This is a genomic window from Pseudomonas cimarronensis (assembly GCF_049331905.1).
Lineage (GTDB): Bacteria > Pseudomonadota > Gammaproteobacteria > Pseudomonadales > Pseudomonadaceae > Aquipseudomonas.
Window position 1 is genome coordinate 3,523,180 of sequence record NZ_CP186283.1, and the last position, 16,170, is coordinate 3,539,349.

Consider the following 16,170-nt stretch of genomic DNA (forward strand, 5'->3'; position numbering starts at 1 on the left):
CTCCCACATGACGGAACTAAGGCTGCAGGACAGACGACACCAGCAGCTGCGAATAGGGATGCTGCGGGTCGTCGAGAATCTGATCCGTCAGCCCGGCCTCGACCACATGGGAGCGGCGCATCACCATCAGCCGGTCAGCCAGCAGGCGCGCCACGGCCAGGTCGTGGGTGACGATCACCACCGCCAGGTCCAGCTCGCGCACCAGGCCGCGCAGCAGGTCGAGCAGGCGCGCCTGCACCGACACATCGAGGCCGCCGGTGGGCTCGTCCATAAAGATCAGCCGGGGGCTGGACACCAGATTGCGGGCGATCTGCAAGCGCTGCTGCATGCCGCCGGAAAAGGTGCGCGGCAGGTCGTCGATGCGCAGCGGGTCGATCTCCACCTGTTTCAGCCAGTCGATACCAGCCGCGCGCAACTCGCCGTAATGGCGCACGCCCTGGGCCATCAGCCGCTCGCCGATATTCGCCCCGGCCGACACGCCCATGCGCAGGCCGTCACGCGGGTTCTGCTCGACAAAGCCCCACTCGGTGCGCAGCAGCGTGCGCCGCTGCGCTTCACTGGCGCTGTACAGGTCGACCCAGTTGCCGGCCGTATCGCGATAACTGACTGAGCCGCGATCCGGCGGGCAGCGCCCGGAGAGCAGGCTGAGCAGGGTCGACTTGCCCGAGCCGGACTCTCCGACGATACCGAGCACCTCGCCCGGATACAGATCGAACGACACGCCCTGGCAGCCCTTCTCCAGGCCGTACAGGCGGGTGAGGTCACGCACGCTGAACAGCGGCTGCGCCGTGTCGGTGTGCAGGTGCAATTCTTCGGCAGCACTCATTGCGCGCCCTCCTGTTCAAGGTCACGGCGTTGCATGCAGTAATCGGTGTCGGAACAGACAAAGCGTTTGCTGCCGGCGTCGTCGACGATCAGCTCGTCGAGGTAGGAATCGTGGCTGCCACAGAAAGCGCAGCACTCATCCCAACGCTGGATCTCGAACGGGTGATCTTCGAAGTCCAGGCTGACTACGCGGGTGAACGGCGGCACGGCGTACAGGCGCTTCTCGCGGCCAGCGCCGAACAGCATCAGCGCCGGGCTCATATGCAGCTTGGGGTTGTCGAATTTGGGAATCGGCGATGGGTCCATCACGTAGCGCTCATCCACCGTCACCGGGTAGGCGTAGCTGGTGGCGATATGGCCGAAGGTGGCGATGTCCTCGTAAAGCTTCACGTGCATCACGCCGTAGTCTTCCAGCGCATGCATGGTGCGGGTCTCGGTTTCCGAGGGCTCGATAAAGCGCAGCGGCTCGGGGATCGGCACCTGATAGACCATGATCTGATCGCCACTCAGCGCGGTTTCCGGGATGCGGTGACGGGTCTGAATCACCGTCGCCTCGGGCGTGCGGGTGGTGGTTTTGACCCCGGCCGTGCGGGCGAAGAAGCGCCGGATCGACACCGCGTTGGTGGTGTCATCCGCACCCTGGTCGATCACCTTGAGCACATCCTCAGCGCCGAGAATTGCCGCGGTCAGTTGCATGCCGCCGGTGCCCCAGCCGTAGGGCAGCGGCATCTCGCGGCCACCGAAGGGCACCTGGTAACCGGGAACCGCGACAGCCTTGAGCAGGCCACGGCGGATCATGCGTTTAGTCTGCTCATCGAGATAGGCAAAGTTGTAGCCGACCTCAGTTGCATACTGTGTTTGGGCCTGGGCATTCATGCGCGTTGCTCCTCGGCGGCGGGCTGCTCGCTGGTCTGCTTGCGCAGTTTGCGGATCAGCTCCAGCTCGGATTGGAAGTCGACGTAGTGCGGCAATTTCAGGTGTGAGACGAAGCCGGCGGCCTCGACGTTGTCGCAGTGCATCAGCACAAATTCTTCCTGCTGCGCCGGGCCTTCGACCTCCTCGTTGTACTCCGCCGCACGCAGCGAGCGGTCAACCAGAGCCATGCCCATGGCCTTGCGCTCGGCATAACCGAAGGCCAGGCCGTAGCCACGGGTAAACTGCGCCTGCTCGGCACTCTCACCAACGAACTGGTTGACCATCTCGCACTCGGTCACCTCGATGTCACCTAGCGGCACGGCAAAGCCGAGCTCTTCCGGCTCCAGCCAGACCTCGACCTCGCCGATGCGAATCTCCCCGGCAAAGGGGTGATTGCGGCCGTAACCGCGCTGAGTGGAATAGCCCAGCGCTAACAAAAAGCCTTCATCACCACGGGCCAGAGCCTGCAAGCGCTGGGCGCGGCTGGCAGGGAAATCCAGTGGCTCGCGGGTGATATCAGGCACCGCTAAGCCATCATCGACCTCGCGAGCCATCAGGCCTTCGTCGGCGAGAAACTCCAGCACCCGTGGGCACGGCGACAGTTCAGCCTGCGGATCGACCAGTGGCCCTGGCTGCTCGCCCTCGGCCAGCAGGGCGAAATCCAGCAGGCGGTGACTGTAGTCGAAGGTCGGGCCGAGCAGTTGGCCGCCGGGCAGGTCCTTGAAGGTGGCCGAGATACGCCGGCTCAGCTGCATCTGCGTGGTGTCCAGCGCGGCGCTGGCACCGAAACGCGGCAGCGTGGTGCGGTAGGCGCGCAGCAGGAAGATCGCCTCCATCAGGTCGCCGGCTGCCTGTTTGATCGCCAGGGCGGCCAGTTGCGGGTCATACAGCGAGCCTTCGCTCATCACCCGGGCGACCGCCAGGGACATTTGCTCGCGCACCTGCTCGACACTGAGTTCAGGAATGGAGGTATCACCGCGGCGCTTCTTGGCCAGCAGCAAATGGGCATTGTCGATGGCGCGCTCGCCACCTTTGACCGCGACGTACATCAGGCAGCCTCCTCGGCATTGAGCAGCACACGGGTGCTGCGCGGCAGGCCGATCACCTGCTCACCAGCGGCGAAGAAGGCATCCAGGCCACGGGGAAACGCACTGCGCGCCTGGCGCTGCTGCCAGAACACCGCCGGCAGCGGCAACTCAACGCTGCGTACGTCCTTGATGCCCGGCCCACGCCAGCGCAGCGCGTCGCCATTGCTGAGGGCATCGAGCTGGATCAGCAAGGTGCAGGACTGGTCGGGATAGCGCTCGCTGCCATTGTCGAAATCCGACAGGTCCGCCAACTGGCTTGCATCGAGCAGGGCAAACAGCGCCAGTTCGCGCTCGGCGACAATCGGGCAGCCGCAGTGAAAGGCCAGGTTGGCGCGGATCGCCGGGGTGTCGAAACGCGGCGCCAGCCACAGCGGCGTGTCGCCATCGAGAAACGCCAGGCACAGGGCGTAAGTAGCCGGATGGAGGTTTTCCAGGGCCAGGGCACGGTTCAGCGGTTGTACAAGGCCTGGCTCGGCCAGCGCCTTGAGGGCGCTGCGAAAGCTGGTTTGCGCATCCAGCACCGGGTCATTGAAGGCCGGTTGCAGCCATTGCGAGCTATTCGCCGCGTTCATCAGTCTTCTCCTCGGACCAGGGTAAAAAACTCCACCTGGGTGGTGGCGGTTTCGGCGGCCTTGGCCGCCTGTTGGGCACGCTGTGCAGCGACTAGGGGCTCGATCAGCCGGCTCTGCCAGTGAGCCTGCTCGGCACCCTGCAAATGCGCATCGGCCAGAGCTGCCAGCTCGGCGTGCTGCTTGTCGCGGCCGGCCACATAGCTGTAACCGGTGCGGCCATCGGCCAGGCGCACCACGCAGCGGGTCACGCTCATCTCGCCGAGATTGAACGGGCTGCCGGTGCCGCCCATGCGTCCACGCACCAGGGTCATGCCAATTTCCGGGGCACGGATCAGGCGGTAATCCGCTTCTTTCAACACCGATTCATAGGTCGCCAGCTGGCTACCGGCGCGGGCGAGTACGCCCATCCAGCGCTGGCGAATGGCGATCTGCGGATCGCTGTGCAGCAGGTTGCTTTGCGGTCGTGCGCGGTTCATCAACGAGCCTCCATCAAAGGGCGAGCTGGTACTGGAAACGGTCGGCGCGGCTGGTCGACAACGACAGCTCCACCGGCCGTCCGGCCAGATCGCGGGAAAGGGTTTGCACGCTAAGCAGCGGTGCGTGCTTGGGCATCAACAGCCGCGCGGCCTCTTCACGACTGGGCAGGCGTGCGCCGATCAGGCTGAAGGTGCGGGTCAATGGCAGGCCGCGCTGGCTGAGGTACTGGCGCAGCGAGCCACCCTGGTAATCCGCCAGCAGCTCGCAATGTTCGGTGCTGAAGGCATGCCGAATCAGACTCACCGGCTGGCCTTCAATCAGGCGCAAGGTGCTCAGCTCCAGCAGTTGCGCACCGCTGGGCAGTTGCAGGTATTCACGCTCTTCGCAACCGGCCGGACGCAGGCGGCTTTCCAGCAACTGCGCCTCAACCTTGTGACCGAGCGCCGAGAGCGAGGCACTGTAGGCACTGCCAGCCTGCATCGGGTAGATCAGCGGCTTGGCCAGCACCCGCGTGCCCTTGCCCTGCTGGCGCAGCAGGCGACCTTCATGCACCAGCTCATCCACCGCGCGGCGCAGGGTGTGACGATTGACGGCAAAACGCGCGGCCAACTGCACCTCCGCCGGCAGGTAATCGCCAGGGCTCATGCGCTGCAGTTCATCGCGCAGCACGGCAGCCAGTTCGCGGTACAGCGGCTCGGGTTGTCTAGACAAGTGCATGGCTAATAAAGGGCATCCGCAGATGCCCGTTCTCCGTCAGATAAATTGTTTGCGCAGGCGCTGCGAAATGATGTCCAGCAGGCTGACCACCAGGATGATCACGATCAGCAAGGCGCAGGTCTGGGCGAACTGGAAGCCGCGAATCGCTTCCCAGAGAATCACCCCGATGCCACCGGCACCGACCATGCCGACCACGGTGGCCGAGCGCACGTTGGATTCGAAGCGATAGAGCGAGTAGGAAATCCACAGTGGCAGAACCTGCGGAATCACCCCGTAGATGACTTCCTGCAGAGCGCTGGCGCCGGTGGCGCGTACGCCTTCAACCGGGCCGGGATCGATGGCCTCGACCGCCTCGGCAAACAGTTTAGCGAGCACCCCGGTGGTGCCGATAAACAGCGCCAGCACCCCGGCGAATGGCCCCAGGCCGACCGCCACTACGAAGAGCATGGCGAAGACCATTTCATTGATCGAACGGCAGGCGTCCATCACCCGGCGGATCGGCTGGTAGACCCACCACGGCACGATGTTTTCCGAGCAGAAAATGCCCAGCGGAATAGCCAGAACAATCGCCAGCACCGTGCCCCACAGGGCGATCTGCACGGTGACGATCATTTCCTTGAGGTACAGCTCCCAGTCGCTGAAATCGGGCGGAAAGAAGTCCGCGGCAAATGTCGCCATGTTGCTGGAGTCACGAATCAGCGCCAGCGGATTCATTTCCGCGCCCTGCCAGGACCAGGCCAACACAACGAAGAACAGCCCCCAGCCGATCAGCTGCAGCCAGGAACGCTTGGCAATCAGGTGGGGCGTAGGTGCGGTGGTCAAAGTGGTCATAACAACATCTCGAATCAAGCGGCAGAAGAAAACGACCCGCCGTGGGCGGCGGGTCGAGCACTGCGATTAACCAGCGCTGGCAGGGCTTTGCTTGGCGATTTCAGCCATGCGTTTTTCCAGCTTGGCCAGCTCGGCATCCAGCTCTTTGAGCTTGGCGGCCTTGTCGTCAGCTTTGAGCTTGTCGTTGTTGGCCACTTCGGTACGCTGCTTGAACAGTTCCAGCTGGCGGATTGGCAGCAGCTGATCATCATCAGAAGCCTTGAACTTGGCCCACTGCAGACCGGCCAGGACTTTCTGCTCAGCCGGCTCGTCGCCATAGGTCATGAAGAATTCGCGCAGCTTGTTCTTGGTGGCGTCATCCAGGTTCTTGCGCCAGACCATCGGGTCGGACGGGATCAGCGGCGAGGTCCAGATCACTTTCAGCTGAGCGGCCTTGTCCGGAGCAGTCACTTGCAGACGTTCCATGCCTTCGCTATTGAAAGTGCCGACATCGACCTGCTTGTTGGCCACCGACAGGGCGTTGACTTCGTGGCTGCCGTTGAGCGCGCGCTTGAAGATCTTATTGGCGTCGGCATTGTTCTGCGCGAACACGTAGTAGCCCGGTACCAGATAGCCCGAAGTGGAGTTCGGGTCGCCATTGGCAAAGGTCAGGGTCTTGGCGTTTTTCAGCATGTCTTCGATCGAATTGATCGGGCTGTCCTTGTGCGCCACCATCAGGCTGTAATAACCCTGCGTGCCATTGGCGGCGACGGTCTGGGCGAAGATCTGTCCGTTGGCGCGATCCACCGCTTCCATCGCCGCTTTGTTGCCGTACCAAGCCATGTCGACTTTGTCGAAACGCATGCCCTGGATGATCCCTGCGTAGTCAGGAGCGAAAAAGGCTTTGATCTTCAGGCCGGTCTGCTGGCTCATGTCGGCCAGGAAGGGGTCCCACATGCTTTTCAGGTTCTGCGAGGATTCGGTGGAAATGATGCCGAAATTGATTTCCTGCTCGGCAGCCTGGGCAGCACCCAGAACCGAGCCGGCCAGCAGCGTGGATGCGGCGAGAACGCGACTGATACGTTTGAACATGCAAAGCACTCCTAGTGCAGATGGACATACAGGGGTTGGCATAACAGGACAGCGGCTCAGGCCTTGGCCAGTGCCAGCGGGACTTTCGGCTTGCGCGCGCGGCGCGGTTTTTCATCGGTTTGCGGCTCGACTAGCAACTCGGCGCCGTACAAATCGTTAAGGAAGTTGGGGTGCAGCTCGGCGGCGGCGCCGTCGTAATGAATCCGCCCCGCTTTCAACGCCACGGCGCGCTGGCAATAGCGCATGGCGTAATCGACCTGATGCAGGGTGACCACCACAGTAGTGCCGTCTTCGCGGTTGATGTCGGCGAGAATTTGCATGACCTTACGTGCAGATTCGGGATCGAGCGAAGCGATCGGCTCATCGGCCAGAATCACCTTGGCGCGCTGACACAGGGCACGGGCAATCGCCACACGCTGCTGCTGGCCGCCGGACAGAGTCGAGGCGCGCTGCAGCGCCAGATCAGCCAGCCCCACGCGGGCCAGGGCCTGCAGCGCACGCTGTTTTTCTTCGGCATTGAACAAACCGAAACTACCGCGCCAGCGCGGCATGCGACCTAAACAGCCGAGCAGAACGTTCTGCAGCACACTGAGGCGGCCGACCAGGTTGAACTGCTGGAAGATGTAACCGATATCGGCACGCAGGCGACGCACTTCGCCATTCAAACTGCCATTGGCCTGCACCTCACGACCCAGCACCTGAATGCTGCCGCCGGCACTGCGGTCACAGCAGGCCAGGCCGGCCACGTGGCGCAGCAGAGTCGACTTGCCAGAGCCTGAAGCGCCGATCAACGCCACCATTTCACCGGGCTCGACGGACAGCGCCAGATCAAACAGCGCCTGCTTGCGGCCGAACGTCTTGTTCAGGTTCTCGACCCGGATCACTGCGTTCATGGATTGCCTCCTTTTATTAGCGGTTACACCGCGGCTGGCAGCCGCCTTCTGGTGTAGACCAAAGTAGGCAAATCCTGTGTCAGACCGATTAATGGGCCATGACACATACGTGACGATTGCTTGAAGTTTTTTCTACATAGAGCCGGCCTTCCCTGCTTTTTGCACAGCACAGCGCATTTCTGATGACTGGTGCTGGCATAACGCCTTTATTCAACGCAAAATGCGGCGCGTAATTGACGTCAATTTAACGACCTCACGACTATTGAGTCACAAGATATCTAAGCGGCTTTCTGGCTGAACGGTTAGTGCTAAAGATGGTCAAACCGGTGACAATCCTATAGCCCATTGCCAGTATCGCTTTCCTGAACTAACCGGTTTAATGTACGCGCCCTATGAAACAAGCACTCTATTCCAGCCGTACCGCTGACAAGTTCGTAGTTCGTCTGCCTGATGGCATGCGCGAACGCATTGCGGATGTCGCACGCAACCATCACCGCAGCATGAACTCGGAGATCATTGCTCGCCTTGAGCAGAGCATGCTCCAGGAAAGTGCTCTGGGTGATGAGCTCAACATGCGCCTGGACAGCCCCGAGCTGTCACTGCATGAGCGTGAACTGCTGCAGCGCTTTCGCCAGCTGTCGCGTCGCCAGCAGAATGCCCTGGTGGCATTGATTGCTCACGATGCCGAGATGGCTGCCGAAGAAGCCTGATGCGCTGCGCTACACCGTGAAAAAACCGGCCCAGGCCGGTTTTTTTGCTGCCAATAGAAAATGACCTCCCGCCATTTTTAACGCTGTACCGCAACAGCCTGCAGCTGGCCGCCAGAGATGAAAGACCATAAAAAAACCGCCCTTAAGGCGGTTTTTTTATGGCTCGTGCTGATCAGCCAACAAAACTGAGCAACACACCCGCGGCCACGGCCGAGCCGATCACCCCGGCCACGTTCGGGCCCATGGCATGCATCAGCAGGAAGTTCTGCGGGTTGGCCTCCAGACCGACCTTGTTCGATACCCGCGCCGCCATCGGCACGGCCGACACGCCAGCCGAGCCGATCAGCGGATTGACCTTGTGCGTGCTGAACACATTCATCAGCTTGGCCATCAGCACACCAGCCGCAGTACCGGCGCAAAACGCCACCATGCCCAGCATCAGGATGCCCAGGGTCTTGAGCTGCAGAAAGGCCTCGGCCGACAGCTTCGAACCCACGGTCAGACCGAGGAAGATGGTAACGATGTTGATCAGCGCGTTGCGCGAGGTATCAGCCAGACGCTCGACCACACCCGCCTCGCGCAGCAGGTTGCCAAGGGCGAACATACCGATCAGCGGCGCGGCGTCAGGCAGCAGCATCCCGATCAGAATGCATAGCACGATGGGGAAAATAATTTTCTCGGTCTGTCCCACCGGACGCAGTTGCTGCATGACGATGGCGCGCTCTTCCTTGGTGGTCAGGGCGCGCATGATCGGCGGCTGCAGCAGCGGCACCAGCGCCATATAGGCATAGGCCGCCACGGCAATTGGGCCGAGCAGATCGGGGGCCAGCTTGGAGGTGACGAAGATCGAGGTCGGACCATCCGCGCCGCCAATGATGGCGATGGACGCCGCCTCCTTGAGGGTGAACTCCATGCCGGGAATACCCAGCGCGGTAATCGCCAGGGCGCCGAGCAGCGTACCGAAAATACCGAACTGTGCAGCGGCGCCGAGCAGCAAGGTCTTGGGGTTGGCCAGCATCGGGCCGAAATCGGTCATGGCGCCGACGCCGAGGAAGATCAGCAACGGGAAGATGCTGGTCGGCAAACCGACTTCATAGATCAGATGCAGGAAACCCGCACCCTCAGCCATGTTGGCCACCGGGATGTTCGACAGCAGGCCACCGAAACCGATGGGGATAAGCAGTAAAGGTTCGAAGCCTTTCTTGATCGCCAGGTAAATCAGCAGCATGCACACCGCAATCATGAATGCCTGGCCAGGCTCCAGATGATACAGACCGGTGCTCTGCCAGAGCTTGAGCAGCTTTTCCATTACGCGCTCCTCAACCGATGGTCAGCAGACTGTCGCCCACCGCCACCGCATCACCGACCTTGACGTTGACCGCACCAATGGTGCCAGCCTTGAAAGCACGAATCTCGGTTTCCATCTTCATGGCTTCGAGAATGATCAGCAATTGACCCTCTTCCACGACCTGGCCAGGCTGCACCAGCACCTTGAAGATATTACCGGCCAGCGGCGCGGCTTGCGGCTCGCCAGCGCCGACTGCGACCGGAGCCGCCGGTGCGGCGCTCGCCGCGCCACCGACGGGCTTGATGCCTTCGATATCGCCGCCCTCGGTCACCTGCACGACGAAGGATTTGCCATTGACCTCGACGGTGTACACCTCAGGCTTGCCGGCCTCGCGAGCCGGAGTTTCCTTGCCGGTCGGTGCCGGCTCGAAGGCCGCCGGGTTGCCGCGGTTTTCCAGGAATTTCAGGCCGATCTGCGGGAACAACGCGTAAGTCAGCACGTCGTCGATCTCGTCGGCGGCCAGCTTGATGCCTTTCTCCCGGGCGATGCCCTTGAGCTCGGCGGTCAGCTTGTCCATTTCGGCCTCGAGCAGGTCGGCCGGGCGACAGGTAATGGCCTCGCTGCCATCGAGTACCCGGGCCTGCAGCTCGGCGTTGAACGGCGCGGGTGCGGCGCCGTACTCGCCCTTGAGCACGCCAGCGGTTTCCTTGGTGATGGACTTGTAGCGCTCACCAGTGAGCACATTGATCACCGCCTGAGTGCCGACGATCTGCGAAGTTGGGGTCACCAGCGGGATGAAACCCAGGTCTTCGCGCACGCGCGGAATCTCGGCCAGCACCTGGTCGAACTTGTCCTGGGCGCCCTGCTCTTTGAGCTGGCTTTCCATGTTGGTGAGCATGCCGCCTGGCACCTGGGCGACCAGGATGCGTGAATCGACACCCTTGAGGTTGCCCTCGAACTTCGCGTACTTCTTGCGCACCTCGCGGAAGTACGCGGCGATTTCTTCCAGCAGCTCCAGGTTGAGACCGGTGTCGCGCTCGGTGCCCTGGAACATGGCCACCACCGACTCGGTCGGCGAATGACCATAGGTCATCGACAGCGAGGAAATCGCGGTGTCGACGTTGTCGATACCGGCTTCCACCGCCTTGAGAATGGCCACCGACGACAGCCCCGCCGTCGCGTGGCACTGCATGTGAATCGGGATCGCCAGGCTGGCCTTCAGCCGCGACACTAGCTCGAAGGCGGTGTAGGGCGTGAGAATCCCGGCCATGTCCTTGATGGCTACTGAATCGGCGCCCATGTCTTCGATCTGCTTGGCCAGATCGACCCACATGTCCAGGGTATGCACCGGGCTGGTGGTATAGGAGATGGTGCCCTGGGCATGCTTGCCCTGCTGTTTGACGGCCTTGAGCGCGGTTTCCAGGTTGCGCGGGTCGTTCATCGCATCGAATACGCGGAACACGTCGACGCCGTTGACCGCAGCGCGCTCGACAAACTTTTCCACCACGTCATCGGCATAGTGGCGGTAGCCCAACAGGTTCTGCCCACGCAGCAACATCTGCTGACGGGTGTTGGGCATGGCTTTCTTCAGCTCGCGGATGCGCTGCCACGGGTCTTCACCCAGATAACGGATGCACGCATCGAAGGTCGCCCCACCCCAGGACTCCACGGACCAGAAGCCAACCTGATCGAGCTTGGGCGCGATGGGCAGCATATCCTCCAGGCGCACGCGGGTGGCCAGGATGGATTGGTGGGCGTCACGCAGCACCACATCGGTGATTCCGAGTGCTTGTTTTACGGCAGTCATGCGGATACTCCCTGTCGAACCGGACTCACCCGCGCCGAGCGCGGTGCTGGTGGATAGCAGATTGGATGGCGGCAAGCACTTCAGCACTCGGTTCGTCGGCAGCTTGCCTGACGACGGGAGGCGCAGCCTGGACAGCTGGCGCTGGCACGGCAAATAGCCCGATCACCCACGACATTACGCGGATCATCAACACCAACAGAATCAGAAAAAGAAATACGAAACCCATGCCAAACAGCATGAGCTCGACACCCTCGAGCAGAAGTTCACTGGGAGTCATCTGGGCCCCATTACCAGCTTCACGCGAGCTGACTTAATTATTAGAAGGAGCGCTCGGGGAAGCACCCCGAACAAAGCTGCCGAACCTTAGCCCGAAACAAAGGGCTAAGGCAAACACGCACCGCGAAATGAGACATTTTCGGTCAAAAATGCGCCCAGCCTGACCATGAAATCAGAGCAGGAACAAGCTCGCCAGACCAAGGAAGATAAAGAAACCGCCACTGTCGGTGACCGCCGTTATCATCACGCTGGCCCCCATAGCCGGATCTCGCCCCATCCGCACCAGCGTCATGGGTATCAGCACCCCCATCAGAGCGGCCAGCAGCAGGTTGAGGGTCATCGCCGCAGTCATCACCACACCCAGCGACCAGCTGTCATACAACAGATAGGCCACTACGCCGATCACCCCACCCCATATCAGGCCGTTGATCAACCCGACACCGAGCTCCTTGCGAATCAGCCGACCGGTGTTGCCGGTACTGACCTGATCCAGCGCCATGGCACGCACGATCATGGTGATGGTCTGGTTACCCGAGTTACCACCAATGCCCGCGACAATTGGCATCAGCGCCGCCAGAGCCACCAGCTTCTCAATGGAGCCTTCGAACAGGCCAATCACCCGAGATGCCATAAAGGCCGTCACCAGGTTGATCGCCAGCCAGGCCCAGCGGTTGCGCAGGGACTTCCATACCGAGGCGAAGATATCCTCCTCCTCACGCAGACCAGCCATATTGAGGACTTCGCTTTCGCTTTCCTCACGAATCAGGTCGACCATTTCATCGATGGTCAAACGGCCGATCAGCTTGCCGTTCTTGTCCACCACAGGCGAGGAAATCAAGTCATAGCGCTCGAATGCCTGCGCAGCATCATAGGCATCCTCATCCGGATGGAAGCTCACCGGATCGGTGGCCATGACTTCACTGACCAGCTTCTCCGGGTCATTGACCAGCAGGCGCTTAACCGGCAGTACGCCCTTGAGCACCCCATCGTAATCAACCACAAAGAGTTTGTCGGTGTGCCCCGGCAACTCTTTCAGGCGGCGCAGATAGCGCAACACCACTTCCAGGCTGACGTCCTCGCGGATGGTGACCATCTCGAAGTCCATCAGCGCACCGACCTGCTCCTCTTCATAGGACAGGGCCGAACGCACCCGCTCGCGCTGCTGGGCGTCGAGGGTTTCCATCAGCTCATGCACGACGTCGCGCGGCAGCTCGGAGGCCAGGTCGGCCAACTCGTCGGCGTCCATTTCCTTGGCCGCGGCGAGAATCTCGTGATCATCCATGTCCGCGAGCAGGGTTTCGCGCACCGCATCAGACACTTCGAGAAGGATGTCGCCGTCGCGCTCGACCTTGACCAACTGCCAAACAGTCAGACGATCGCCAAGCGGCAAGGCTTCGAGGATGTGGGCAACGTCAGCGGAGTGCAGCTCATCGAGCTTGCGTTGCAGCTCGGCAAGGTTTTGCCGATGCACCAGGTTTTCCACCCGGTCGTGGTGCTGGCCTTCCTGACGATGGGTCAGGTCTTCCACCACCTTGTGGCGATGCAACAGTTCGACCACCTGAGCCAGGCGATCCTGCAGGCTTTCCTGCGGTTTTTTTGCTTCTACTTCAGTCATGGCGCGCTCCATCCCCAGCGACGGCGCACGCCACAGGGGATCAATCCGGTCTTACACGATTGTGCGATAAGCGATTTGAGTAACTACTGGGTAAGTCCATGGTGGTATTCCACAAGCCCCGGCGGGGCTGACGCGGCGAATGATACCACCGCCACGACGCTTTGCATGTGACAAAAACAAGCCTAGAACAAGCGCTTGCAAGGCAAACTTGAGTACGCGTGTACATATCTGTAGCTGCGACGAGCCGCGCACCGGGCAAGGCACGCCTGGCGATCACAAAGGTATCGACTACCCTTCTGAACTGAACCGTCATGGAGGACGTACGATGCGAGGACTGCACTACGCAGCTTGCTGCGCCATTCTGCTTTGCCCCCTGAGCACGCTCGGCTCAACCGTGTACCGCTGTGAAGATACCAAGGGGCATGTCACCTTCACCCGCCAGGGGTGCCCTGATAGCCACCAGCAAAGCCTGCAACAGGCTTACAACCCTACGCCCGGTAGCGGCAAGCCGGTGCCACTGGCCAAACCACAGAAAAGCAGCCGCAGCAGCAAGAAGGTCGATAAGCAGGAACTGACGGTGATTGGCGTCAAACAGGATGACTGCGGCAACCAGCTGAGCAGCAGTGAACGCCGCGCCGCGATCATCAAGCAGAAAATCCGCACGGGAATGAGTCGCGCCGATGTGGAAAGCAGCCTGGGCAGACCTGACAAGGTCAGCGAACACAACGGCCAGACGCGTTATGTCTACCAAGGCAAGAAAGGCAACAAGCGCAATGTCAGCTTTGATGAAGCTGGCTGCGTCAAAGACAAAGCCAAACGCTGAGGCCTGCTAGGCAGCTGGCCGGAAAAGGCACCCAGCACCGCGACGCATAACCCGGTAAGAACCTGCACAATAAAAAAGGGCCTGCATCACTGCAGGCCCTTCTTGTATGGCGGACTCAGGAGGATTCGAACCTCCGACCGCTCGGTTCGTAGCCGAGTACTCTATCCAGCTGAGCTATGAGTCCAATTGGCGTTTTTTATACCAGATCACCACTGGTTGCCCGAATCAACTGCTGCGCAGGTGTTTCGTATATGGCGGACTCAGGAGGATTCGAACCTCCGACCGCTCGGTTCGTAGCCGAGTACTCTATCCAGCTGAGCTATGAGTCCGTAGAGCGTGCGCATTATAAGGAGTCGATTTTCATAATCAAGCATTAAATCGAATAGTTTCAATAACTTATCGCTTTAACGCAGCACCGCCTTACAACACTAAATATGGCGGAGAAGGGGGGATTCGAACCCCCGACACCCTTTTGAGGTGTACTCCCTTAGCAGGGGAGCGCCTTCGGCCACTCGGCCACCTCTCCGCAACACGGGGCGCATGATAACCATGTTTTCCCCGTTTGCAAAGCCAAAATTTCAATAAAATTAGTGGCTTGGTTCTTCGCCTTTCTCTTTCTGGATGCGCTGGTAAATTTCTTCGCGGTGCACGGCAACCTCTTTCGGCGCGTTAACGCCAATGCGCACCTGATTACCTTTAACGCCCAACACGGTGACAGTGACTTCGTCACCCACCATCAGGGTCTCTCCGACCCGGCGAGTCAGAATCAGCATTCCTTTCTCCTTACGGATTTCAGTTCAGGACAACAACAGTCTGCAAAAAAGAAAATGGTGGCAGCCCCGAACATCTCAAGCAGAGCCTTCACCCAAGTATTGACCAGTGTGAGCAGAAAGAAAGTTCCCGCTCATGCCAACCAAAAAGACAAAAGGCGCGGTTAAACCGCGCCTTTCGGATAATGCCTCAGTCGCCCTGACGGGCCGGGGCATCCAGTTCAAAAGCAGTGTGCAGGGCGCGCACCGCCAACTCCAGATATTTCTCTTCGATCACCACGGAGACTTTAATTTCCGAGGTCGAGATCATCTGGATATTGATATTTTCCTTGGCCAGCGCCTCGAACATACGGCTGGCAACCCCGGCATGGGAGCGCATGCCGACACCGACGATGGACACCTTGGCGATCTTGGTGTCACCGATAACTTCACGTGCACCCAGTTCACGGGCCGTGTTTTCCAGCACCTCGAACGCCGCAGTGTAGTCATTGCGGTGCACAGTGAAGGTGAAGTCAGTGGTGTTATCGTGCGAAACGTTCTGCACGATCATGTCCACTTCGATGTTCGCAGCACTGATCGGGCCGAGAATTTTGAACGCCACGCCCGGGATGTCCGGTACGCCACGGATGGTCAGCTTGGCTTCGTCGCGGTTAAAAGCGATGCCGGAGATGATCGGCTGTTCCATGGATTCCTCTTCATCAAGGGTAATGAGGGTGCCCGGCCCCTCTTGGAAGCTGTGCAGCACGCGCAGCGGGACGTTGTACTTGCCGGCGAATTCCACCGAGCGAATCTGCAGCACCTTGGAACCGAGGCTGGCCATTTCCAGCATCTCTTCGAAGGTAATCTTTTCCAGGCGCTGAGCCTGCGGCACTACACGCGGGTCAGTGGTGTAAACACCATCAACGTCGGTGTAGATCTGGCACTCATCGGCTTTCAGCGCAGCAGCAAGCGCCACACCGGTGGTGTCGGAACCGCCACGACCAAGCGTGGTGATGTTGCCGTGCTCATCGACACCCTGGAAACCTGCCACCACCACCACGCGACCGGCCTTGAGGTCGGTACGCAGTTTCTGGTCATCGATTTGCAGGATGCGCGCCTTGTTGTGCGCGCTGTCCGTCAGGATGCGCACCTGATTGCCGGTGTAAGACACCGCCGGCACGCCAATCTTGATCAGCGCCATGGCCAGCAGGGCAATCGTCACCTGCTCGCCGGTCGAGACCATCACGTCGAGTTCACGCGGTATCGGCTGACCATCACTGACCTGTTTGGCCAGATCGATCAGGCGATTGGTTTCACCGCTCATGGCGGAAACCACAACCACAATGTCATCGCCGTTTTCGCGGAATTTCTTCACCTTCGCGGCCACCTGCTGAATACGCTCAACAGTGCCGACGGAGGTGCCGCCAAATTTCTGTACGATCAAAGCCATTTCAAAGCCGCCTCAGCCCGTGAAGGGCGCCCATTAAACAGATAACTCAAAAACCTGCCAAGG

At 60.5% G+C, this 16,170-nt stretch carries 17 protein-coding genes and 3 tRNA genes; 2 read left to right on the top strand and 18 right to left on the bottom strand.

The window, feature by feature from the left end; translation table 11 throughout:
• Positions 1-16: 16 nt before the first annotated feature.
• The 9 genes from phnK to phnC all read right to left on the bottom strand — a co-directional run bounded on the left by phnK (position 17) and on the right by phnC (position 7,389).
• On the bottom strand, positions 17-826 hold the full coding sequence (gene phnK / locus ACOCLD_RS16365) for a phosphonate C-P lyase system protein PhnK (RefSeq protein WP_422909925.1): 810 nt from the start codon (positions 824-826) through the stop codon (positions 17-19).
• Positions 823-1,701 carry an alpha-D-ribose 1-methylphosphonate 5-phosphate C-P-lyase PhnJ gene (locus tag ACOCLD_RS16370; RefSeq protein WP_422909926.1) on the bottom strand — a complete coding sequence of 293 codons (879 nt, stop codon included), beginning with the start codon at positions 1,699-1,701 and terminating at the stop codon, positions 823-825. The genes phnK and ACOCLD_RS16370 overlap by 4 nt, the downstream gene beginning before the upstream one ends.
• Positions 1,698-2,789: a carbon-phosphorus lyase complex subunit PhnI gene (locus tag ACOCLD_RS16375; RefSeq protein ID WP_422909927.1), complete on the bottom strand. Its 1,092-nt coding sequence runs from the start codon at positions 2,787-2,789 to the stop codon at positions 1,698-1,700. Before ACOCLD_RS16375 ends, ACOCLD_RS16370 begins: the two co-directional genes overlap by 4 nt.
• Positions 2,789-3,400 (bottom strand): phosphonate C-P lyase system protein PhnH, encoded by a 612-nt coding sequence (gene phnH, locus ACOCLD_RS16380; RefSeq protein WP_422909928.1) that lies wholly within the window; start codon positions 3,398-3,400, stop codon positions 2,789-2,791. The genes ACOCLD_RS16375 and phnH overlap by 1 nt, the downstream gene beginning before the upstream one ends.
• Positions 3,400-3,876 carry a phosphonate C-P lyase system protein PhnG gene (phnG, locus tag ACOCLD_RS16385; RefSeq protein WP_422909929.1) on the bottom strand — a complete coding sequence of 159 codons (477 nt, stop codon included), beginning with the start codon at positions 3,874-3,876 and terminating at the stop codon, positions 3,400-3,402. Before phnG ends, phnH begins: the two co-directional genes overlap by 1 nt.
• A gap of 13 nt (positions 3,877-3,889) precedes the next feature.
• Positions 3,890-4,594 (bottom strand): phosphonate metabolism transcriptional regulator PhnF, encoded by a 705-nt coding sequence (gene phnF, locus ACOCLD_RS16390; RefSeq protein WP_422909930.1) that lies wholly within the window; start codon positions 4,592-4,594, stop codon positions 3,890-3,892.
• Positions 4,595-4,630: 36 nt separating this feature from the next.
• Entirely contained in the window at positions 4,631-5,425 is a 795-nt protein-coding gene (gene phnE / locus ACOCLD_RS16395) for a phosphonate ABC transporter, permease protein PhnE (protein ID WP_422909931.1), read from the bottom strand.
• Between the two features lie 66 nt (positions 5,426-5,491).
• Positions 5,492-6,496 carry a phosphonate ABC transporter substrate-binding protein gene (gene phnD, locus ACOCLD_RS16400; RefSeq protein WP_422909932.1) on the bottom strand — a complete coding sequence of 335 codons (1,005 nt, stop codon included), beginning with the start codon at positions 6,494-6,496 and terminating at the stop codon, positions 5,492-5,494.
• Between the two features lie 56 nt (positions 6,497-6,552).
• Complete coding sequence (gene phnC / locus ACOCLD_RS16405) at positions 6,553-7,389, bottom strand: phosphonate ABC transporter ATP-binding protein (protein ID WP_422909933.1); 837 nt, start codon at positions 7,387-7,389, stop codon at positions 6,553-6,555.
• Positions 7,390-7,781: 392 nt separating this feature from the next.
• On the opposite strand from phnC, the gene ACOCLD_RS16410 reads away from it, so the two are divergent.
• Positions 7,782-8,099 (top strand): Arc family DNA-binding protein, encoded by a 318-nt coding sequence (locus ACOCLD_RS16410; RefSeq protein WP_257778750.1) that lies wholly within the window; start codon positions 7,782-7,784, stop codon positions 8,097-8,099.
• A gap of 172 nt (positions 8,100-8,271) precedes the next feature.
• Here ACOCLD_RS16410 and ACOCLD_RS16415 read toward each other — a convergent pair whose 3' ends face one another.
• From ACOCLD_RS16415 to mgtE, 4 genes are all read right to left on the bottom strand, one after another.
• Positions 8,272-9,408 (bottom strand): sodium ion-translocating decarboxylase subunit beta, encoded by a 1,137-nt coding sequence (locus tag ACOCLD_RS16415; RefSeq protein ID WP_422909934.1) that lies wholly within the window; start codon positions 9,406-9,408, stop codon positions 8,272-8,274.
• Between the two features lie 10 nt (positions 9,409-9,418).
• A complete protein-coding gene (oadA, locus tag ACOCLD_RS16420; RefSeq protein WP_422909935.1) occupies positions 9,419-11,194 on the bottom strand; it encodes a sodium-extruding oxaloacetate decarboxylase subunit alpha in 1,776 nt (591 codons plus the stop codon).
• Positions 11,195-11,219: 25 nt separating this feature from the next.
• On the bottom strand, positions 11,220-11,471 hold the full coding sequence (locus ACOCLD_RS16425) for an OadG family protein (RefSeq protein WP_422909936.1): 252 nt from the start codon (positions 11,469-11,471) through the stop codon (positions 11,220-11,222).
• Between the two features lie 171 nt (positions 11,472-11,642).
• On the bottom strand, positions 11,643-13,085 hold the full coding sequence (mgtE, locus tag ACOCLD_RS16430; RefSeq protein ID WP_257778754.1) for a magnesium transporter: 1,443 nt from the start codon (positions 13,083-13,085) through the stop codon (positions 11,643-11,645).
• Positions 13,086-13,410: 325 nt separating this feature from the next.
• On the opposite strand from mgtE, the gene ACOCLD_RS16435 reads away from it, so the two are divergent.
• Complete coding sequence (locus tag ACOCLD_RS16435; RefSeq protein WP_422909937.1) at positions 13,411-13,908, top strand: DUF4124 domain-containing protein; 498 nt, start codon at positions 13,411-13,413, stop codon at positions 13,906-13,908.
• Positions 13,909-14,015: 107 nt separating this feature from the next.
• Here the strand turns inward: ACOCLD_RS16435 and ACOCLD_RS16440 are convergent.
• The 5 genes from ACOCLD_RS16440 to ACOCLD_RS16460 form a co-directional block, all read right to left on the bottom strand.
• Positions 14,016-14,092, bottom strand: a tRNA-Arg gene (locus ACOCLD_RS16440).
• A 68-nt stretch (positions 14,093-14,160) separates the two neighbouring features.
• Positions 14,161-14,237 (bottom strand) — tRNA-Arg (locus ACOCLD_RS16445).
• Between the two features lie 106 nt (positions 14,238-14,343).
• A tRNA-Ser gene (locus ACOCLD_RS16450) sits at positions 14,344-14,434 on the bottom strand.
• A gap of 61 nt (positions 14,435-14,495) precedes the next feature.
• A complete protein-coding gene (gene csrA / locus ACOCLD_RS16455; RefSeq protein WP_025165378.1) occupies positions 14,496-14,681 on the bottom strand; it encodes a carbon storage regulator CsrA in 186 nt (61 codons plus the stop codon).
• A gap of 187 nt (positions 14,682-14,868) precedes the next feature.
• Positions 14,869-16,107, bottom strand: a complete 1,239-nt coding sequence (locus tag ACOCLD_RS16460; protein ID WP_257778756.1) for an aspartate kinase — start codon at positions 16,105-16,107, stop codon at positions 14,869-14,871.
• Between the last annotated feature and the right edge of the window lie 63 nt (positions 16,108-16,170).

What these genes read in the sequence shown, in the direction of transcription:
- phnK (WP_422909925.1), bottom strand. Translation starts at nt 826, where the DNA reads ATGAGTGCTGCCGAAGAATTGCACCTGCACACCGACACGGCGCAGCCG.
- ACOCLD_RS16370 (WP_422909926.1), bottom strand. Translation starts at nt 1,701, where the DNA reads ATGAATGCCCAGGCCCAAACACAGTATGCAACTGAGGTCGGCTACAAC.
- ACOCLD_RS16375 (WP_422909927.1), bottom strand. Translation starts at nt 2,789, where the DNA reads ATGTACGTCGCGGTCAAAGGTGGCGAGCGCGCCATCGACAATGCCCAT.
- phnH (WP_422909928.1), bottom strand. Translation starts at nt 3,400, where the DNA reads ATGAACGCGGCGAATAGCTCGCAATGGCTGCAACCGGCCTTCAATGAC.
- phnG (WP_422909929.1), bottom strand. Translation starts at nt 3,876, where the DNA reads ATGAACCGCGCACGACCGCAAAGCAACCTGCTGCACAGCGATCCGCAG.
- phnF (WP_422909930.1), bottom strand. Translation starts at nt 4,594, where the DNA reads ATGCACTTGTCTAGACAACCCGAGCCGCTGTACCGCGAACTGGCTGCC.
- phnE (WP_422909931.1), bottom strand. Translation starts at nt 5,425, where the DNA reads ATGACCACTTTGACCACCGCACCTACGCCCCACCTGATTGCCAAGCGT.
- phnD (WP_422909932.1), bottom strand. Translation starts at nt 6,496, where the DNA reads ATGTTCAAACGTATCAGTCGCGTTCTCGCCGCATCCACGCTGCTGGCC.
- phnC (WP_422909933.1), bottom strand. Translation starts at nt 7,389, where the DNA reads ATGAACGCAGTGATCCGGGTCGAGAACCTGAACAAGACGTTCGGCCGC.
- ACOCLD_RS16410 (WP_257778750.1), top strand. Translation starts at nt 7,782, where the DNA reads ATGAAACAAGCACTCTATTCCAGCCGTACCGCTGACAAGTTCGTAGTT.
- ACOCLD_RS16415 (WP_422909934.1), bottom strand. Translation starts at nt 9,408, where the DNA reads ATGGAAAAGCTGCTCAAGCTCTGGCAGAGCACCGGTCTGTATCATCTG.
- oadA (WP_422909935.1), bottom strand. Translation starts at nt 11,194, where the DNA reads ATGACTGCCGTAAAACAAGCACTCGGAATCACCGATGTGGTGCTGCGT.
- ACOCLD_RS16425 (WP_422909936.1), bottom strand. Translation starts at nt 11,471, where the DNA reads ATGACTCCCAGTGAACTTCTGCTCGAGGGTGTCGAGCTCATGCTGTTT.
- mgtE (WP_257778754.1), bottom strand. Translation starts at nt 13,085, where the DNA reads ATGACTGAAGTAGAAGCAAAAAAACCGCAGGAAAGCCTGCAGGATCGC.
- ACOCLD_RS16435 (WP_422909937.1), top strand. Translation starts at nt 13,411, where the DNA reads ATGCGAGGACTGCACTACGCAGCTTGCTGCGCCATTCTGCTTTGCCCC.
- csrA (WP_025165378.1), bottom strand. Translation starts at nt 14,681, where the DNA reads ATGCTGATTCTGACTCGCCGGGTCGGAGAGACCCTGATGGTGGGTGAC.
- ACOCLD_RS16460 (WP_257778756.1), bottom strand. Translation starts at nt 16,107, where the DNA reads ATGGCTTTGATCGTACAGAAATTTGGCGGCACCTCCGTCGGCACTGTT.